This is a genomic window from Micromonospora sp. DT47 (assembly GCF_049844475.1).
GTDB lineage: Bacteria > Actinomycetota > Actinomycetes > Mycobacteriales > Micromonosporaceae > Micromonospora.
The window spans coordinates 1-16,267 of sequence record NZ_JBNCLC010000028.1; the positions used below are offsets into that span (position 1 = coordinate 1).

The following is a 16,267-nucleotide window of genomic DNA, read 5'->3' on the forward strand; positions in this document are numbered from 1 at the left end:
CAGCCCTCTGGCGGTGGGACAGCTTCGGCCGGTACCGGTGACGCTTGAACGGCGTGCGCACGCTTCCGCCGGCTCCCTGGTAGCCCTTGTCCACGAAGGTCATCACGTCGGCGCTGCGCAGCGCGTCGATGATGCGGTGAACGCGGGCGGCGCTCAGGTCGTGGGTAGCGCCGGGCAGCGCGGCCGATGCCCAGATGAGCCCGACCCCGCAAGTACGACATGCGAGAGGCGGAGGCGCTGTGCCGGTAGCCATGTCATGGCACGCTGGAGGCCGGGCCAACAACGCCTCCGCTTCGATGTGGTCACAGCGGGCCTGCTCATCAGCGGCTGCTGCGGTGCGCGCCCACGTGGGTCCGAGCGGAAAAGGCTGCTGCGCCCGAGGACCGGGCGGGTGCCGCAGCCGCCGTACGGCCACCTTGTCCCGAACCCGACTGCGGCGATGACGTCCCATGCGGTAACACGGATCCGCTGTGAGGCATGGCGGAGGAAAGTGGCTTCGCGTTCCGACGTGAACGGTCGTGCCGTGACGTGTCGGTCACGGCCGGATAGTCGACTGGTGGTGTGACGAACGAACGTTGACCGGGGGCAAGTTGGGTGAGCAGCGGATGGCCGGGCCGCAGTCGGGTGGTCGTCGGCGCGATGCCCGCCTTGCGGGCCAGCTCGCGCACGTCGCCGACCTGGTCGTCGGTCATGAGCGTGACCACTGTGCCGTGCGCGCCGGCACGGGCCGTTCGGCCGGAACGGTGCAGATACGCCTTGTGCTCGAGTGGCGGATCAGCGTGGATGACGAGGGTGACGCCGTCGACGTGGATGCCGCGGGCCGCGATGTCTGTGGCGACCAGCGTCTTCGCGCTGCCATCTGAGAAGGCGAGCAGGTTGCGGCCGCGCGCGGATTGGGCCAGGTTGCCGTGTAGCTCCACGGCCGGCACCCCGGCGGCGACGAGCCGGCGGGTCAGTGTCTTCGCCCCGCGTTTAGTGCGGGTGAACACCAGCGTGCGACCCGGCGCGGCCGCAAGATCGACCAGGACGGGAAGCCGGTCGTCATGGCTCACATGCAACAGGTGGTGCGACATCGCCGCGACCGGTGACAGCGACGAATCGACGCTGTGGGTGACCGGGTCGGTGAGGAACCGCCGCACGAGGACTTCGACCCCGGCGTCGAGCGTCGCGGAGAACAGTAGCCGCTGGCCGGATCGCGGGGTCTGGTCCAGTAGTTGCCGAACCACGGGGAGGAAGCCGAGGTCGGCCATGTGGTCGGCCTCGTCGAGCACGGTGATCTCGACCGCGTCGAGACGTGCGTGGCCCGTCTTGAGATGGTCGGCGAGCCGGCCCGGGCAGGCCACAAGGATGTCCACGCCCGCGCGCAGGCCGGAGATCTGGGGGTTCGGGCTCACCCCGCCGAAGACGGTGAGGGTACGTAGCGACAGCGCCCTGGCCAGCGGGGCGATGGTCGCCTCGATCTGGGTAGCGAGTTCGCGGGTGGGAGCGAGGATCAGCGCACGCGGACGACCCGGCCGCCGCGGCGAGGTGCTGGCAGCCAGCCGGGTCAGCACGGGCAACGCGAATGCGTAGGTCTTTCCCGAGCCTGTTCGGCCCCGGCCGAGCACGTCGCGTCCGGCGAGCGTGTCGGGCAGCGTCGCCGTCTGGATCGGGAACGGCGTGGTGATACCGCCGGCCGCAAGCGCCTCGGTGAGCGCGGCGGGTACGCCGAGGTCGGTGAACGTGGTGGACGTAGGCGAAGGTGTGATGTGGGGGCGGCATGCCGCCATGAAATCTCCGAACGTGGAAGGGTCGTCCTGCCCGGCGCAGACTGAGCGGTCGCGGCGCGTGGTGGTCGACGTCAAACACGGCCCGAGGCAGAACGATGCGAGCCGTGTACGGAAGTCTACCCGCGCCGGCCGGCGAGTCACCTGGGCGCCTGTGCGGGCCCTTCGGCGATCTCCGTCTTCCGCCCTCAAAGAGGCGCACTTTACGGGGGCCGCTCACCGCTTCTACGGCGGTCGCCGCGAGCGGGGCGGCCATGTGGGTTCGCTGCCGATATGCATCGCCTTGTCGCGGGCGTCTACGTTGCCCGTCCTGAACCGGCGGGGTGGGGGACGGGAATATAACGCTGGCGTGGCTGTTGGCACTGGTAGTTATGGCACAGGGAACTGTGAAGTGGTTCAACGACGACAAGGGATTCGGCTTCATCGCCCTCGACGGCGGCGGTAAGGACGTCTTCGTTCACTTCTCCGAGATCCGCAACGACGGCTTCCGTAGCCTTGACGAGGATCAGCGCGTCGAGTTCGACATCACGCAGGGCGCCAAGGGTCCGCAGGCGACCGCGGTGCGCGTCCTCTGACCGCTCGTTTCGGTGCCGTCCGGAGCTTCGACAGCTCCCGGCCGCGGTGGCGGCTGCCCAGGTTCCTGCAGCCGCACCTGACGACACCGCCTGACTGATCTGGCTGTTCGAGAAATTCCGCTGGGCACGCGACGTGCGCGAGCCCAGCCCCCAGCGCCTCGCCGCCAAACGCTCTCCCGCGTCGCCGCCGGCGTAGGGGCGCCTCAAGCGACGGTCGGCTCACTGCGTCATCCGCTGGTGGGCCGACCGTCTCCTCCCCCACGACGACTGGATGGCGACTTGCCCTTCAGTGAACAAGCCTGCATGGCGGGGGCGCAAATGCGATAGACAGCAACAATTGTCTTGCCATGCAGTTCGCGCGCCCGACGGCCGTGCCGTTCGTTCAGTGGCCAGTCGGCGGGATCGACGAAGGTTTGTCCGCGTGCTTGGCCTTCTTCGCCGCCCGCTTCTCCTTCAAAGTCTTGCCCTGCTTCTTCACATTGCTCTTCTGGTGAGACTTGTCCGACATGGCTACCCTTCCCTCGCAACGTCAGGATGGTGGTTCGGCCGCAGGCCGGCGGCGCCTTCGATGTCCGTGCCATGCGCGATCTGCCGGACGGAACACGTGGACAACAGGCGCTGCCTGGTCGGTTGGCCACCCTGAGTATGGTCAGACGACCATGTCCATAGCCTAGTCCTCGGTAGCACGCGGGCCGCGCGGGGTTGCTGGTCCCCCACATTGCGATTTTCTCGACGGCCCGGTCGCCACCGCGGCGCGGCACGCCCTAGACGGCACAGTTGCGTTGTCGGATCGGCGGACGTGTTGAACCCGGGTCGGGTCCGCGGTCAGATCGCCTGGGCGAGTTCGGTGAACGCAGCGGCGACCCGCGTGGTCGGCGGGGCATCGACGGCGAGTTCGTAGTGTCCGCGGCGCAGGTTCTGCATGAACGCGTGTCCGGCGATGATCACCTGTGCTGTCTTCTCCGTTCGTAGCCCGCGCATCGGTCTCAAACGGTGTTTCACCTGGCTGGTTCGAAGCCGACCCGCCGGCACGCCATCCGAATTGCCAGGCCGTACTGGGTGGCCGCCGGCGGCAGGCCCCAGCCCTCATCCGCCAGGTCCGCCAGTGACACCGTCTGGTGCTTCGCCTTCCGGCTGGAAGCGATCGCGATCCGAAACCGCTCAGAGCGAAGCCCGACCAGGGCCACGTCCCGGCTCCTCGGGATAGAGGCGTCGCCGTAGTCGAGGCCGAACGCGATGTCGACCACGCCCGCAGCCGCGGCCGACGTCGCCGCAGGCGAATGTTGGCGAGTTGCTGGTCGCGGGGGCTGGTCGGGGTAGGCCTCCTCGAGACCGGCAGGGCTCGTCGGCGGGTGTCGGGCTGGGGCGGACCGGGGCGCCCTGCCGTGATTGCTCACGGTGGGTTTCCCCAGCCCGTCCGCCGTACCCGGCACCCCAGGTCTGGAGCGCGGTCAGCTCTTCGGCCAATCTGTGGGCCGGCGAGCCTGGTTCGCCTCGCGGATGACCGCCCAGGCGTCCGCCACCGGACCCACGTGCCCGAGCTTGTCGGGGTTGATCACCGAGCGGATCGTCTGGATCCGCCCGTCGAGGATGTCGAGCGCCAAGGTGTTGAGGACCTTGCCGTCCCGGTCGCGGAAGATCGCGCCCGGCTGGCCGTTCACCTCGTGCGGCTCCACGACGCCGCCGATCCGGACGAACGGCGGGACGATCCCGGCGAGCACCCGGGCCACGTTCTCGGCGCCGAGGATGGGCTTCCATTGCGGGGCCTTGCCGCCGCCGTCGCCGACCATGTGAACGTCGGCGGCCAGGAGCTCCCGCAGGGCGTCGACGTCGCCTTCCTTGAAGGCGTCGAAGAATCGTCCAGCGAGTTCGTCGCGCTCTTTGCGGTCGGCCTCGAACCGGGGCCGGCCCGCCTCCATGTGGCGGCGGGCCCGCATCGCGAGCTGGCGGCACGCCGCCTCCGATCTTTCCACCGCCGATGCGACCTCCCGGAAGCTGAACCCGAACACCTCCCGCAGCACGAAGACCGCGCGCTCGAGCGGGGAGAGCCGCTCCAGCAGCAGCAGCGCCGCCATCGACACCGAGTCGGCCAGCTCCGCCGACCGCTCCGGGTCCTGGTAGGGGTCGGTAAGTAGCGGCTCGGGGAACCACTGCCCGACGTACTCCTCGCGCCGGACGCGGGCCGAGCGCAGCACGTCGATCGAGATCCGGGTGACCACGGCCGAGAGGAACGCCTTGGTCGAGGTGGGTTGTGTCGGGGAGGCCTCCAAGCGCAGCCAGGTCTCCTGGACCGCGTCCTCGGCCTCGCTCACACTGCCCAGGATCCGGTAGGCGATCGCGAACAGCAGCGGCCGCAGCTCCTGAAACTCCTCGACCCGCCTCACGCCAACCCTTCCTTGAAGCCCTGGCGCCACGACGGGTAGCGCAGCTCCCAGCCGAGCTCCCGCTTGGCCTTGGCGTTGGAGAAGCCGCGCCCCTCGGTCATCATCGTCACCGCCACCTCCCCGGCCAGCAGCCGGGCCAGCCACTTGGGGACCCGCACCGGCCGCTTCGCCCCCGCGCACGCAGCCAGATACGGCAGCCACTCACTCGCCGGGGCCGGTTCGTCGTCGACGATGTTGAACACACCCCGCGCCTGCTGCTCCACAGCCAGCACGGTAGCGCTCGCCGCGTCGTCGAGATGCACCCACGAGGCGTAGCCGGTGCCGCCCCCGACGAGCGGGAATTGCCGCTTGCGCACGAGCTCGACCTGGTCGTCGGTGGCGCTCGGCCCGTAGAACGCGCCGTACCGCATGACCGCGCCACCAGCCTTGCCGACCACGTCCTCGACGTGGCGGAGCGCCGCCATCGACGTGTGCGCCGCCGTCCCCTCGTGCAGGTCCAGCGGGTCTTCCTCGGTCTTCACCCATCCGCCCTGGCGGACTCCGTTCCAGTTGGCGTAGCCCTGCGCGACGAAATGGGACACGTCGGTCGCCTCGGCCGCGGCCAGCAGGTGATCCGTCCCCTCGGTGCGCAGCCGGATGGTGGGGACAGCCCACCGGTCAAAGTGCTTCAGATCGGGCTTACCGGCGTGAGTAAGACTGATTCCGGTCATCTGGTGCACGATCACGTCCGGCCGGACCTTGGCCACCGCCTCACCGACCGACACCGCATCCAGCCCGTCCATCACCACGCCATCGGCGCCCAGCCGCGCCAGCAAACCCAGCTTGGCCGCGCTCGTCGTCGTCGCCGTCACCTGGTGGCCGCGGGCCACGAGCTGCGGCACCAACCGCCGCCCCAGAACCCCGGCCCCGCCTGCCACGAACACCCGCACAACCATCACCCTCCCGATCAGAGCCTGTCTCTGCCACCCAAGACGAGACAGCCCAGCCGTTTGTGAGATCGGAGGGCAAGAAGTCGGGAGAGATTGTTGGCGCCACCTGGGGCAAACCCGAGACGAGCTCGCCGCCCGCTGGCCCAAGACCGGGCCGCTGATGGTTGTTTCCACAGCGGGAAGCGGCCTCACCGTCGGCGAGGTTTGGGTGCCGCTTGTCGATCTCCGGAGGCTGGAGTTCCGACGAATTCTGGCCCCACGCCGTACGTCCTCGCTTCGAAGCCCATCCTCGGCGCCGAGAACGTGGCCCGGGTGCTCGCCGCGATCGTCCCACCGTTCGCCCAGATCGTCGGCATCGTGGAGCCGCACCAGGTGAACGGCCAGCCGGGCGCGGTCTTCCGCGACCGAGACGGCAAGGTCCTCGACACCTGGACACTCGACATCCTCGACGGACGGATCCAGACGATCCGCACGGTACTCAACCCCGACAAGCTCGGGCATGTGGGTCCGGTGGCGGACGCCTGGGCGGTCATCCGCGAGGCGAACCAGGCTCGCCGGCCCACGGATTGGCCGAAGAGCCGACTGCGCTCCAGACCTGGGGTGCGGCGGGCGGGCCGAGGAAACCCACCGTGAGCAATCACAGCATCGCGCCCCCGGTCCGCCCCACCCCAACCCCAGACACCTGCGGACCAGCCTCGGCGGGCCCCGAGGAGGGATTGGACCGGCCGGCTCTCCGCGCCTAGGCGGCGATCCCGAGATCGAGACGGCTTCCCATATCCCCAGGCCCGCCGAGGGCGTGGTCGCAACGTTCGTCGGCCGGGGCCCCCTTTTTCGGGCCCCGGCCGCGTGCTGATGGGCCCGTACGATGGTGGAGTCCACCGAGACGGCCCAATTCAGGTCTTCGCCGGCGTCGGCCTGGGCCATCAGCGCGGTGAACACCGCTCCCAGGTGCCATCCACGGCCCACATCCGCCGCCGGTTGTAGACGCCCCGCCAGTTGCCGTACCTCTCGTGCAGATGGACTCATTGCGGCCTGGAACTCCTACAGCTACGGCCAGGGGCAAAGTAGGCGTTGATCCTGTGGTCTACCTGGGGTTTGGGTCTGATCGTCGTCGGGCCGGTCCACTCTCTACCGCGTCCTGGCCGGGGCCGAGACCCCGGCGGCTGACCGTTCAGCCTGGCCGCGCCAGCAGGTCGAACCGCCTGAGCCCGCGCGCGTCGGGCAGTAGTGCCGCGGGGACGCCGAGGTCGATCAGGAGCTGGCGTTCGGTCTCGAACTCCGCCACGCTGCGGCACCGCCAGGTAAGGGTGAGGAGGTGCAGCAGCTGGTGGCGGTGGCGGCGTCGGCACGGGCGAGGTCGACGAACTCCTCGCACGGAGCTGACCGAACGCCGAGCCGGTCCTCCAGGCGCCGACTGGCCGCCAGCGCCTCCTCCAGGTCGGCGGCGAGCGCGGCATCGATGGAGCGCAGCTCCTCGATCGCCGCCGTCAGGTGGCCGCCGGCCGGCTCCGGCTCAACTGTCTTTACTCCCATCTCACAGACGGCCCGGCTGTCTCGTCGTAAGGGAGACAGACTTTCTTGGACAGGAGCTTGGTCATGAACGAGCACACCACACACCAGAAGATCGCGCTGATTACCGGGGCGAACAAGGGGATCGGCCGTGGGGCTGCCGAGCAACTCGCCGCGCTGGGCATGACGGTCCTGATCGGCGCCAGAGACCCGCGGCGCGGCGAGGAGGCCGCTGCGGCGCTGCGCGCGGCAGGCGGCGACGCGCACGCGGTCACCCTGGACGTCACCGACCCGGCCACCATCCAGGAGGCCGCGAAGCAGGTCGAGGAGCGCTTCGGCCACCTCGACGTGCTGATCAACAACGCCGGCATCACCGGTTCCGGACAGGTCTCGCCCGAAGACGCCCACGATCAGGTCCCCAGCACCGTCGACCTGGACATGGTCCGGGCGGTGTTCGAGACCAACGTCTTCGGGGTGATCGCGGTGACCAACGCCATGCTGCCGCTGCTGCGGCGGTCACCGGCGCCGCGCATCGTCAACGTCAGCAGTCACGCCGCGTCGCAGACCCTCATGAGCAACCCGGACGGCCCCTTCGCAACACTGCTGCCGTCGGCAGCGTACTCGCCGTCCAAGACCGCGCTCACCGCGCTGACCGTGCAGTATGCCAATGAACTGCGGAAGGACGGCATCCTCATCAATGCCGTCGCCCCCGGCTACGTCGACACCGACAGCAACAACCACACCGGGTTCCTTACGGTCGCGCAGGGCGCCGCGGTCGTGGTGCGCCTGGCCACGCTCGGCGCGGACGGACCGACCGCCGGGTTCTTCAGCGAGGACGGCCCGGTGCCCTGGTAGCGGGCGCGATGGCTGATTTTCTGGAGAGGGTTTCTGAACGGTATCGCCGCTGGTCGCTACGGCCTGGCCGCGGGTATCGCGGGAGCCAAGCTCGTCGAGCTTCCCGGCGCTGCACACATCCTGGGCGAGGCTGATCGGGCGGTCTGGCTGCGGCTCGAAAGCAAGTTCCTCAGCACCATCCCCCCCACAGCCGGCGTGACGGCTCTTCGCCACACCGAGCAGGCCGGCGCGCCTGTCGCGTCTTCCGCGCGGCGGCGCTCCGGCTTGGCGGTGCTCGCGATCACCACGTTCGTCGTCGTGACGACGGCGATGCTGCCGGTCGGGATGCTGACCCTGATTAGCGACGCCCTGCGTGTCGAGCAGTCGCGGGTCGGCCTGCTGGTCACGGTCTGCGCCTTCACCGTGGGACTGACGGCGGCTCCGCTCACGGCGCGGACATCGGGGTGGCCGCGCAAGCGGCTCTTCGTCGTGGTGTGCGCGGTGTTCACCCTGGGTGCGGTGCTGTCCGGGCTCGCGGTGAACTACCCAATGTTGGTCGTGGCACGTTTCCTGTGCGGCACCGCGCACGGGGTGTTCTGGTCGATCGTTGCCGGATACGCCGCGGCGCTCGCCGAGCCCGGACGCACCGGGCGGGCCATGGCCATCGTTTCGCGGGGAACTCGGCGGCCCTCGTCCTGGGTTGTGGGTGCCAGAAAGGGCACACAGGCACGTATACAGCCTTCACACCCCGGCCATGCCATCAATCGACCCCTGCAACACGGTCCGCGAAACGCCTACGTCGATCAATCTTCGACGCATGTTCCGACCTCATTCTCTGGCACAAGTGCCGGCTCGACCCAGTCCTCAGTCGCAACGCTCTGCCCGATAAGCAAGCACTTAGCTGTTGACCGAAGGGCTCCGTCTAAACAAACGGCGACTGTCCGAAGAACGACTCTGGAAAGGTCCACGATGTCCCGCCGTTGGTACCGTCCGTGCGTACGGGCGGTCCGCGCCTGCGATGTGAGGGGGAATCTTATGAGAAAGGGACTGCGACGGGGGACCATCGTTGCCGTCGCTACGGCTGCAAGTCTCGTCTTCGCCGCCAGCCCGGCCTCCGCGCACTTCTGTTTCAAGACCAATCTGAACGAGATGGCGGCGAAGGGCATGGCCGGATCGGCCAACTGGGTGTCTTTCGGTGACGTGGCGGAGTCGTTCCTGCCCGGTCTCTGCGAGGAGGGAATCCAGCTGCTCGCCAGGGCCGGTGGGGTCACGACCGACACGCTGATCAACACGCACGGCACGATGGCTGGAGGCACTCTGCGGAAGGGTGCGGACGCCGGGACCCCGTCGATCTCTCACCTGAACTTCGAGGCGCTCGACGCTGCGATTCCGGATGCGTACACGGCTTGCGGAATGCCGGTGCCCGAAGACCTGTAGAAGGCCTTGCCTTGAGGAGCGGGCGGTGCCAGACAGGGCACTGCCCGCCCGCCATGTTCCTGATGGAGCACGGCCTCGGAGGTGGACCGAACTTGGCAAAATGAGAACGACGGGCGGCCCGAGCGGGATCGCGGCGATCGAGCGGTACAACCGGCGCAACCACAAGTACCTGCAGCGCGCCGACGTCGCCTCCCGGATCAAGCGGGACGTGCGCCGGCGCGCAACCGGCCGGCCTGAGCCTGGCAACCGCGACGCACAGCAGCAGATGGCGGTGCTCTACCGCCGGTTCATGGTAGGTGCAAACCGCCCTGCCGCTCCGACCGCGCTCCTGCCCGACCCCGCCGAGCTGATCGCAGGCTTTCATGGCCGCACGCCTCGGTGGCGGCGCCGCCCTGACCGCCGATCGCCCCAACACCAAGATCGGCGCATCGGCCATCGAATGCACCCCTCCTCGGAGCAAACGCGGCGACCGGTCGCCGCCGCGCTCGCCCGGTTCCTTCCCGCCTCGCCGTGGAGGTCGTCATGGCTGCCTGGCGCGCTGGCCACCTCGTCCGGGCCTACAGCCGGGAGCGCGGTCAACATGACGGCCGCCGGTACGGACGCAGCTTAACGATCAGCGCGCCGGCTACGTCTCCTACCGTTCCGGCACCGCTGACCGGAGGGTCAGTGGCGGTCGCAGCGATAGCGGAACAGCACCGGGCCTCTCGCTCGTCGGCGCCCGACCGGGCGACGACGTCGACGTACGGCCTAGGGTGGGCGGCATGGCAGGCCCTGTCCCCTCCGCCAACGGCTTCACGGCGCAGAATCCGCTCACCCGGCTGACTCTGCCCGAACTCCGGCAGCGCACCAGCGTGAAGTGGCGCAGGTACGCGCCGGACGTGCTTCCCCTCTGGGTGGCGGAGATGGACGTATTCCTCGCTCCCGCCGTGACCGACGCGCTCCGCAGCGCGATCGACCTCGGTGACACCGGATACGCGTACGGGACGGCGTACGCCGAGGCGCTCGGCGACTTCGCCGCCCGGCGCTGGGGCTGGAACGACTTCCGCGTCGACCGCACCACGGTCGTACCCGACGTGATGATGGGCATCGTCGAGGTGCTTCGGCTCGTGACCGACCCCGGAGACGCGGTGGTGGTCTGCTCCCCCGTCTACCCGCCCTTCTACGCCTTCGTCAGCCACGCCGACCGGCAGGTGATCGAGGCCCCGCTCGGACCCGACCAGCGCATTGACCTCGCCGCTCTCGACGAGGCCTTCCGCCGCGCGCGGGAGTATGGCCGGCGGCCGGCGTTCCTGATCTGCAACCCGCACAACCCGACCGGCGTCGTCCACCGCCGCGACGAGCTCGAGGCCGTCGCCGAACTGGCCGGCCGGCACGGCCTGCGCGTGATCTCCGACGAGATCCACGCCCCCCTGGTGCTCCCCGGGACGCACTTCACCCCGTACCTCACGGTGGCCGGCGCCGAGAACGCGTTCGCCCTGATCTCCGCCTCGAAGGCGTGGAACCTCGCCGGGCTCAAGGCGGCGCTCGCGGTCGCCGGGCCGCAGGCCGCCGCCGACCTCAACCGCATGCCGGAAGAGGTCAGCCACGGGCCCAGCCACCTGGGCGTCATCGCGCACACCGCCGCGTTCCGCGCCGGCGGACCGTGGCTCGACCTCGTCCTCGACGGCCTCGACACCAACCGCACGCTGCTGGAAACGCTGCTGGCGAAGCACATGCCGTCCGTCCGGTACCGCCGGCCCGAGGGCACCTACCTCGCCTGGCTGGACTGCACGGCGCTGGGCATCGACACGGGACAGTCGGACGGCGAACCCGGCGTGGTCAGCGATGTTGCCGGTCCCGCGAAGATGTTCCTGGACCGCGCGCGGGTCGCCCTCAGCTCCGGGCACGTCTTCGGCACCGGCGGTGCAGGCTTCGTACGACTCAACTTCGCCACCTCACCCGCGATCCTCACCGACGCCGTCACCCGCATGGGCCGGGCAGTCGACGCGGACCACCCGTCGGGGGGCTGAGCCCCACGGTCCCAGACGCCGTGCCCCCACGGTCCGGCGCTGGATCGACCAGCCGCCGGGTCGGGCGTACGGACGTCGATGACCTGCCCGTACTGGTCGACCGCCCGGTACACGTACCGCCACATCCCGTTGACCTTGATGTACGTCTCATCAACGTGCCACCTGTCGCCTGGTGAGTGCCGGCAGAAGCGGGCGGCGTCGTTCGGTCCGAGGCGGACGCCGTGTTGGGTGGGCGATCGGGTGGGCGCCCGGCTCCGGCAGACCTACACCAACGCCGAGTGCTACGCGGCGATCGCCGCCGGCCTGGGCCAGCACGACCTCAGCGCGCTCGCGCAGTTCCTGTCCTGGTAGCGGGACCAGCATTGACGACACAACCTGGCGCGATAGTCTGCCCCTTCACGGGGCAGTCCGCTTTCGCCCTGCCCATCCTCGAGAGGATGTCCACGTGTCGACCCTCATCGCATACGGCCATTCGTACGTGCAGGGGGACGGCGCATCTGCTGCGTCCCGGCGGTTCGTCGATCTGGCCGCCGCAAAATTGGGCTGCGTGCTCAAGAACAACGGTGTCGGCGGATCCTTCAGCACCCAAACCGCCGCTTTGGTTCGCGTGAACCCACCAGCGGTGGCGGACATCTACGTCCTCATGACCGGGGTCAACGACGCGAGGCTGCATGGTTGGCGAATGGAGGCTCTGGCCCAATACACTTCCGCGCTGGAGACCATCTTCGACGCCTTCGGCGAAGCGAATCCCCTAGCCCGGGTGATCGCTGTTGAACAACCTAGCCTCTCCGACTACTCGCAGCACGCTCCCTACGACAAGGGCTCCGACGCGCTCGTCGACGTCTATAACCAGCGGCTCCGCGAGGTCGCCGCACAATACCCACGTGTTGCCCTGACACCGGTTGGGGCATGGGACAAGACGCTGATGGTTGCCGCCGACACCGTCCATCCGAACGACCTGGGACACCGCGCGATAGCGGACGCGGTCTGCCACGCCGCGGGCGTGCTCCCCAGTCGCTAAGACCACCAGCGATCACGCCCGGGGATTTGCAGAGAGCGCTAGGCCTCGGTCATTCCTCGTGCTGTCATCGTCGCGACCAACGTTGTCCACGACTGCGGGATGGCGCCGAGGCCCTGGCCCGTCTCGGGATTCCAGTACTCGGCCCACCCGCTGGCCCTCGCCGCGTCTTGCGATCTTGCCGCAAGTTGCCCGGCCTCATCAGCGAGGTCCCACCTGTTCAGGGCCAGCCACAGGAGATAGTTCAGGTGCGGCCACGCGGCTCCGCGCCAGTACATCTGAGGGTCGTATGCCGGATGGGTGCGAGCGACGTTCGTCGGTCCCCAGATGGCCTCAAAGCGATCGGGGTCGATAAGTTGCTGCAAAGCCGGGATCGCGCGGGAACGGTCCGCGGTGACCAAAGCACCCATCACCCCGTCGCTGATCGGAACGGTGACCGACGGGCCACCGCCGACAACCGCGAGGTCCCGCCAGAGTCGCTGCGTGGGATCCCACAGGTGAGTGTCCATCGCGGTGCTGACGCGTCCAGCTCGCTCGGCCAGCACCGGGTCATCGAGCACCTCTGCGAGCTCGGCCATGTTGAACGCGACGTAGGCGTTGAAACCCGCGGGACACGCAACGAAGCTCGACGACCAGGCCGCAGCGCCGTCTGGGTGGTAGCTGACCTCGTCCATGCGCTGCTTGTTCCATGCTGACCGGAGGCCCCGGTCGTAGTCCTGCGCAGTGCGGCCGGGCGCGCCCCAGTCATCCCACCGCGGAGAGTGGTCGTTGCCGGCCTCCCAGGGATGAACGACGTAGATGAGATCGAGGTCGGTCCGGCGGTTGTCCCAGAGCCAGTTGACACCCCGCCTTGCTCGGGCGAGCGCCTCCGGGGACGGGTGCAGGCCCTCTTCGATGAGCACCTTCGCCGCGTGGCCGAACATGGGAGGTTGCGCCAGTGAGGACGTCGCGGGGAGCGGTCCCAACCAGGCATCGGGCGGCGCCCCCCCGTACCGCATGTGGGGAACGAGCCCGCCGGGAAGCTGGCCGAGCAGGACGGCGTCAAACTCCCGCGCCGCGCGCACGTCACCGAGGCGAGCCCAAGTGATCGCGTGGAAGCAGGAATCCCACAGCCACAGGTGCGGGTATACCGTTGGATTAGGGACGCAATAGCCACGTTCTTCGTCCCAGTGACGCTCGAGCAGCTGTCGCGCCTCCGCCCGCAGATCGTCGATGGACGCGCCTTCTTCCACCAGGTACGCCTTTCTATTCGCGACGGGGGTACGGATTGCGGACGACCGCTCCACGCGGCGGCCGCCTGACCCAGCCGGCTAGAGTTCAGCAGAGCCAGTCGAGCGCCACGGCAGAGGTCCAAGACTGGTGCAGACTGCCGAGCGGCTCGCCGGTGAACGCGTTGTAGTACTCCGCGAAGCTCCCGTCCCCGATCAGCCGCAACCCCTCCTCGCGCATGAGCGCCGACCGCTCGGGCCATCCGCGATAGCCGAACGCCCACCCGAAGAGCCAAGCCATGACCGGCCACTGCGGCCCCCGCCAGTACTCGCGGGGCCGGAAGTCCGCTGATTGCGGCGACGTGGACGGCGGCACAGCGGCAATGAAGGACGGGTGCCCACTCCATCGCTCGGACTCGAGCAGATTGAGAAGCCGCCGCTCAGCGGTCCGGTCCAAACCGCCGCACAACAGCGGCGCGAAGCCGGCGATGGTCTCGGTGGTGAGCCACTCCCCGGTACGGATATCGCGGTCGCGAGCCAGGCCGCTATCGACATCGACCGAAGCCGCGACACCAGCGCGCAACTGGCCGGCCCACCTACGTAGCTCGGCGACATCGTCGGCACGCCGCGGGGCGTCCTCACCAAGGTCCGCGAGCACGTCGCAGGCTACGGCGAGGATGGCGCTCAGAAAAACGTCTTCGACGGCGAAGCTGACTGTGCGGCGGATTTCCGCGTCATCATAACGAGCCCGACGCATCTCCTCGACGAGCCACAGGTAGCGGTCGTACTCGCGGTCGCTGGGACGCTGGCTCATGTCCTGGACGATCTGCGTGTCGCGACGCCGGTACGGCGGCAGATCGGGGCCGACCTCGACACGGGCGTACGGACCGTCCCACCGCGGCGAGTTGTCCATACCCGATTCCCAGCCATGGTGCACCGTGATTCGGCCAACCTGATCCGGGTCGCGCTGCTGCATCAGCCAACGGTGCCATCGCATAAGTGGGTCCCAGGCCCGATCGAGGAAGGCCTCCGCCGTTCTGCGTTCGCGTGGCCCCTCCCGGCGCGCGGCCTCAAGGATCCGCTGGACGGCGATCGCGTGTACTGGCGGCTGGCAGATTCCCGACGTCGCCGGTGTGCGTGGCGCGGCCTCCGCGAGCGCGGCACAACCCCACCGGTCAGCGCCGGGGAAGTAGTCCGGCTCGTCGGGCGAAAAGACGATGTGTGGAATCATCCCCGTGCGCCACTGCGCGGCGAGGAGCGCCTCGATCTCCGTGATGGCCCGGTCCACACTGACCTGCGCCAGACCGATTGCGATGAAGGCCGCGTCCCAGCTCCACATGTGCGGATAGAGTTGCGGTGCGGCCGCTGTCATCGTGCCGAGGTCATTGTTGCGCAGGATATAGGCGGCACGTGCGGTCAGGGCCTCGTCGCTCAGGCGCCCCTGAGCCCGGAGGGCCGCAACCGGTCCGGCGTCCGTCATCGTCATACGGTCTCCAGCGATAGTTGGGTCTCCGAGTCGTACCAGCGCAGGTGTTCCGAGCTAAAGCTCAACCACACGGCGTCTCCAGGTCCGACGCGGAAGGTGTTCGGTGCCTGCACCTTGATCTGCTGCCCGGCGAGATCTGCGGTGATCAGCACTGCCGAGCCGAGGGGCTCGAAGACCTGGACAGTGGCGCGCAGCGCGTCCGGCAGTTCGCAATCGGAGACGCCGATGCTCTCGGCCCGCACGCCGAGATGCACCTCGACGCCGTGGAGGGGTCGCAATGCGTCAGGGCCGCGGAGGACCTGGCCGCCGAGGTCGACGGTGACGTGGGCGGACTCACGATCAGCGCCGTCCACGCCGCCGACGAGGAAGTTCATCGGCGGGCTGCCGAGGAAGCCGCCGACAAACCGGCTCGCCGGACGGTCGTAGACGGCAATGGGGTCGTCACACTGGACCACGACGCCCTCCCGCATGACCGCCACCCGATCACCGAGTGAGAGCGCCTCGGCTTGGTCGTGGGTCACGTAGAGCGTCGTCGTACCGAGTTCCTGGACGAGCTTCTTCAGCTCGGAACGGAAGGACAGCCGCAGCAGGGCGTCGAGGTTCGACAATGGCTCGTCCATGAGCAGGACGTCGGCGTCGACCACGATGGCGCGGGCAACCGCGACCCGTTGGCGTTGGCCGCCGGACAGCTGCGAGGGGTACCGGTCGAGATACGGCGTGAGCTGCAGCAGGTCCGCCGCCCAGGCAACCTTGCGTCGGATCTCCTCCGACGCGACTCCCCGCATCGCCAGCCCGAACCCGATGTTGTCTCGGACTCTGCGATGCGGGAAGACGGCGTAAGACTGGAAGACCATTGACAGATTCCGCTCGCGCGGCGGTAGGTAGGTCACGTCGCGGCCGCCGACGACCACCTGCCCAGCATCTGGCAGTTCCAGACCAGCCAGCATCCGGAGCAGTGTCGTCTTGCCGCAGCCGGATGGCCCGAGGAGCACCATGAACTCGCCGTCGGCGATGTCGAGGGAGATGTCGTCAGTAGCCCGCGCGGTGCCGCCGGGATATGTCTTTACTAGGTTGCGGAGGTTCACTTCGGACATCGGATCCCCATCGGTTCA

16 protein-coding genes and 3 pseudogenes are annotated in these 16,267 nt (G+C 68.8%); 8 read left to right on the top strand and 11 right to left on the bottom strand.

What is annotated here, in order from left to right; translation table 11 throughout:
• Together ACLQ2U_RS28520 and ACLQ2U_RS28525 are read right to left on the bottom strand one after the other, a co-directional pair.
• Positions 1–199: pseudogene (locus ACLQ2U_RS28520) on the bottom strand (transposase family protein); the annotation flags it as partial.
• Positions 200–320: 121 nt separating this feature from the next.
• Positions 321–1,769 (bottom strand): DEAD/DEAH box helicase, encoded by a 1,449-nt coding sequence (locus tag ACLQ2U_RS28525; RefSeq protein WP_425754051.1) that lies wholly within the window; start codon positions 1,767–1,769, stop codon positions 321–323.
• Positions 1,770–2,137: 368 nt separating this feature from the next.
• On the opposite strand from ACLQ2U_RS28525, the gene ACLQ2U_RS28530 reads away from it, so the two are divergent.
• Both ACLQ2U_RS28530 and ACLQ2U_RS28535 read left to right on the top strand, forming a co-directional pair.
• Entirely contained in the window at positions 2,138–2,341 is a 204-nt protein-coding gene (locus ACLQ2U_RS28530) for a cold-shock protein (RefSeq protein ID WP_425753995.1), read from the top strand.
• 347 nt (positions 2,342–2,688) lie between these two features.
• Entirely contained in the window at positions 2,689–2,835 is a 147-nt protein-coding gene (locus ACLQ2U_RS28535; RefSeq protein ID WP_425753996.1) for a hypothetical protein, read from the top strand.
• Positions 2,836–3,166: 331 nt separating this feature from the next.
• Here the strand turns inward: ACLQ2U_RS28535 and ACLQ2U_RS28540 are convergent.
• From ACLQ2U_RS28540 to ACLQ2U_RS28555, 4 genes and pseudogenes are all read right to left on the bottom strand, one after another.
• Positions 3,167–3,346 (bottom strand): annotated as a pseudogene (locus tag ACLQ2U_RS28540) (DDE-type integrase/transposase/recombinase); the annotation flags it as partial.
• A complete protein-coding gene (locus ACLQ2U_RS28545) occupies positions 3,340–3,774 on the bottom strand; it encodes a LysR substrate-binding domain-containing protein (RefSeq protein ID WP_425753997.1) in 435 nt (144 codons plus the stop codon). The pseudogene ACLQ2U_RS28540 and the gene ACLQ2U_RS28545, both read right to left, overlap by 7 nt.
• A gap of 18 nt (positions 3,775–3,792) precedes the next feature.
• Complete coding sequence (locus tag ACLQ2U_RS28550) at positions 3,793–4,725, bottom strand: RNA polymerase sigma-70 factor (RefSeq protein WP_425753998.1); 933 nt, start codon at positions 4,723–4,725, stop codon at positions 3,793–3,795.
• A complete protein-coding gene (locus tag ACLQ2U_RS28555; protein ID WP_425753999.1) occupies positions 4,722–5,654 on the bottom strand; it encodes an NAD-dependent epimerase/dehydratase family protein in 933 nt (310 codons plus the stop codon). The genes ACLQ2U_RS28550 and ACLQ2U_RS28555 overlap by 4 nt, the downstream gene beginning before the upstream one ends.
• Before the next feature lie 312 nt (positions 5,655–5,966).
• Here ACLQ2U_RS28555 and ACLQ2U_RS28560 point away from each other — a divergent pair, with 312 nt between their 5' ends.
• A complete protein-coding gene (locus ACLQ2U_RS28560) occupies positions 5,967–6,287 on the top strand; it encodes a hypothetical protein (RefSeq protein ID WP_425754000.1) in 321 nt (106 codons plus the stop codon).
• A 618-nt stretch (positions 6,288–6,905) separates the two neighbouring features.
• Here ACLQ2U_RS28560 and ACLQ2U_RS28565 read toward each other — a convergent pair.
• A complete protein-coding gene (locus tag ACLQ2U_RS28565; protein WP_425754001.1) occupies positions 6,906–7,187 on the bottom strand; it encodes a hypothetical protein in 282 nt (93 codons plus the stop codon).
• Between the two features lie 63 nt (positions 7,188–7,250).
• On the opposite strand from ACLQ2U_RS28565, the gene ACLQ2U_RS28570 reads away from it, so the two are divergent.
• The 3 genes from ACLQ2U_RS28570 to ACLQ2U_RS28580 all read left to right on the top strand — a co-directional run bounded on the left by ACLQ2U_RS28570 (position 7,251) and on the right by ACLQ2U_RS28580 (position 11,443).
• Entirely contained in the window at positions 7,251–8,018 is a 768-nt protein-coding gene (locus tag ACLQ2U_RS28570) for an SDR family NAD(P)-dependent oxidoreductase (protein WP_425754002.1), read from the top strand.
• Between the two features lie 270 nt (positions 8,019–8,288).
• Complete coding sequence (locus ACLQ2U_RS28575; RefSeq protein ID WP_425754003.1) at positions 8,289–9,434, top strand: MFS transporter; 1,146 nt, start codon at positions 8,289–8,291, stop codon at positions 9,432–9,434.
• A gap of 761 nt (positions 9,435–10,195) precedes the next feature.
• A complete protein-coding gene (locus ACLQ2U_RS28580) occupies positions 10,196–11,443 on the top strand; it encodes a MalY/PatB family protein (RefSeq protein WP_425754004.1) in 1,248 nt (415 codons plus the stop codon).
• A 74-nt stretch (positions 11,444–11,517) separates the two neighbouring features.
• Here ACLQ2U_RS28580 and ACLQ2U_RS28585 read toward each other — a convergent pair.
• A pseudogene (locus ACLQ2U_RS28585) lies at positions 11,518–11,616 on the bottom strand (DDE-type integrase/transposase/recombinase); the annotation flags it as partial.
• A 55-nt stretch (positions 11,617–11,671) separates the two neighbouring features.
• On the opposite strand from ACLQ2U_RS28585, the gene ACLQ2U_RS28590 reads away from it, so the two are divergent.
• Together ACLQ2U_RS28590 and ACLQ2U_RS28595 are read left to right on the top strand one after the other, a co-directional pair.
• Positions 11,672–11,794, top strand: a complete 123-nt coding sequence (locus tag ACLQ2U_RS28590) for a hypothetical protein (protein ID WP_425754005.1) — start codon at positions 11,672–11,674, stop codon at positions 11,792–11,794.
• A 94-nt stretch (positions 11,795–11,888) separates the two neighbouring features.
• A complete protein-coding gene (locus ACLQ2U_RS28595) occupies positions 11,889–12,464 on the top strand; it encodes an SGNH/GDSL hydrolase family protein (protein ID WP_425754006.1) in 576 nt (191 codons plus the stop codon).
• Between the two features lie 38 nt (positions 12,465–12,502).
• On the opposite strand, the gene ACLQ2U_RS28600 is transcribed toward ACLQ2U_RS28595, so the two are convergent.
• The 3 genes from ACLQ2U_RS28600 to ACLQ2U_RS28610 form a co-directional block, all read right to left on the bottom strand.
• Positions 12,503–13,693, bottom strand: a complete 1,191-nt coding sequence (locus ACLQ2U_RS28600) for an MGH1-like glycoside hydrolase domain-containing protein (protein ID WP_425754007.1) — start codon at positions 13,691–13,693, stop codon at positions 12,503–12,505.
• 85 nt (positions 13,694–13,778) lie between these two features.
• A complete protein-coding gene (gene ggh, locus ACLQ2U_RS28605) occupies positions 13,779–15,155 on the bottom strand; it encodes a glucosylglycerate hydrolase (protein WP_425754008.1) in 1,377 nt (458 codons plus the stop codon).
• Complete coding sequence (locus tag ACLQ2U_RS28610; RefSeq protein ID WP_425754009.1) at positions 15,152–16,249, bottom strand: ABC transporter ATP-binding protein; 1,098 nt, start codon at positions 16,247–16,249, stop codon at positions 15,152–15,154. Before ACLQ2U_RS28610 ends, ggh begins: the two co-directional genes overlap by 4 nt.
• Positions 16,250–16,267 lie beyond the last annotated feature (18 nt).

Excerpts from the sequence above, each read along its gene's own strand:
- ACLQ2U_RS28525 (WP_425754051.1), bottom strand. The coding sequence starts at position 1,769 with ATGGCGGCATGCCGCCCCCACATCACACCTTCGCCTACGTCCACCACG.
- ACLQ2U_RS28530 (WP_425753995.1), top strand. The coding sequence starts at position 2,138 with ATGGCACAGGGAACTGTGAAGTGGTTCAACGACGACAAGGGATTCGGC.
- ACLQ2U_RS28535 (WP_425753996.1), top strand. The coding sequence starts at position 2,689 with ATGCAGTTCGCGCGCCCGACGGCCGTGCCGTTCGTTCAGTGGCCAGTC.
- ACLQ2U_RS28565 (WP_425754001.1), bottom strand. The coding sequence starts at position 7,187 with ATGGGAGTAAAGACAGTTGAGCCGGAGCCGGCCGGCGGCCACCTGACG.
- ACLQ2U_RS28570 (WP_425754002.1), top strand. The coding sequence starts at position 7,251 with ATGAACGAGCACACCACACACCAGAAGATCGCGCTGATTACCGGGGCG.
- ACLQ2U_RS28580 (WP_425754004.1), top strand. The coding sequence starts at position 10,196 with ATGGCAGGCCCTGTCCCCTCCGCCAACGGCTTCACGGCGCAGAATCCG.
- ggh (WP_425754008.1), bottom strand. The coding sequence starts at position 15,155 with ATGACGATGACGGACGCCGGACCGGTTGCGGCCCTCCGGGCTCAGGGG.
- ACLQ2U_RS28610 (WP_425754009.1), bottom strand. The coding sequence starts at position 16,249 with ATGTCCGAAGTGAACCTCCGCAACCTAGTAAAGACATATCCCGGCGGC.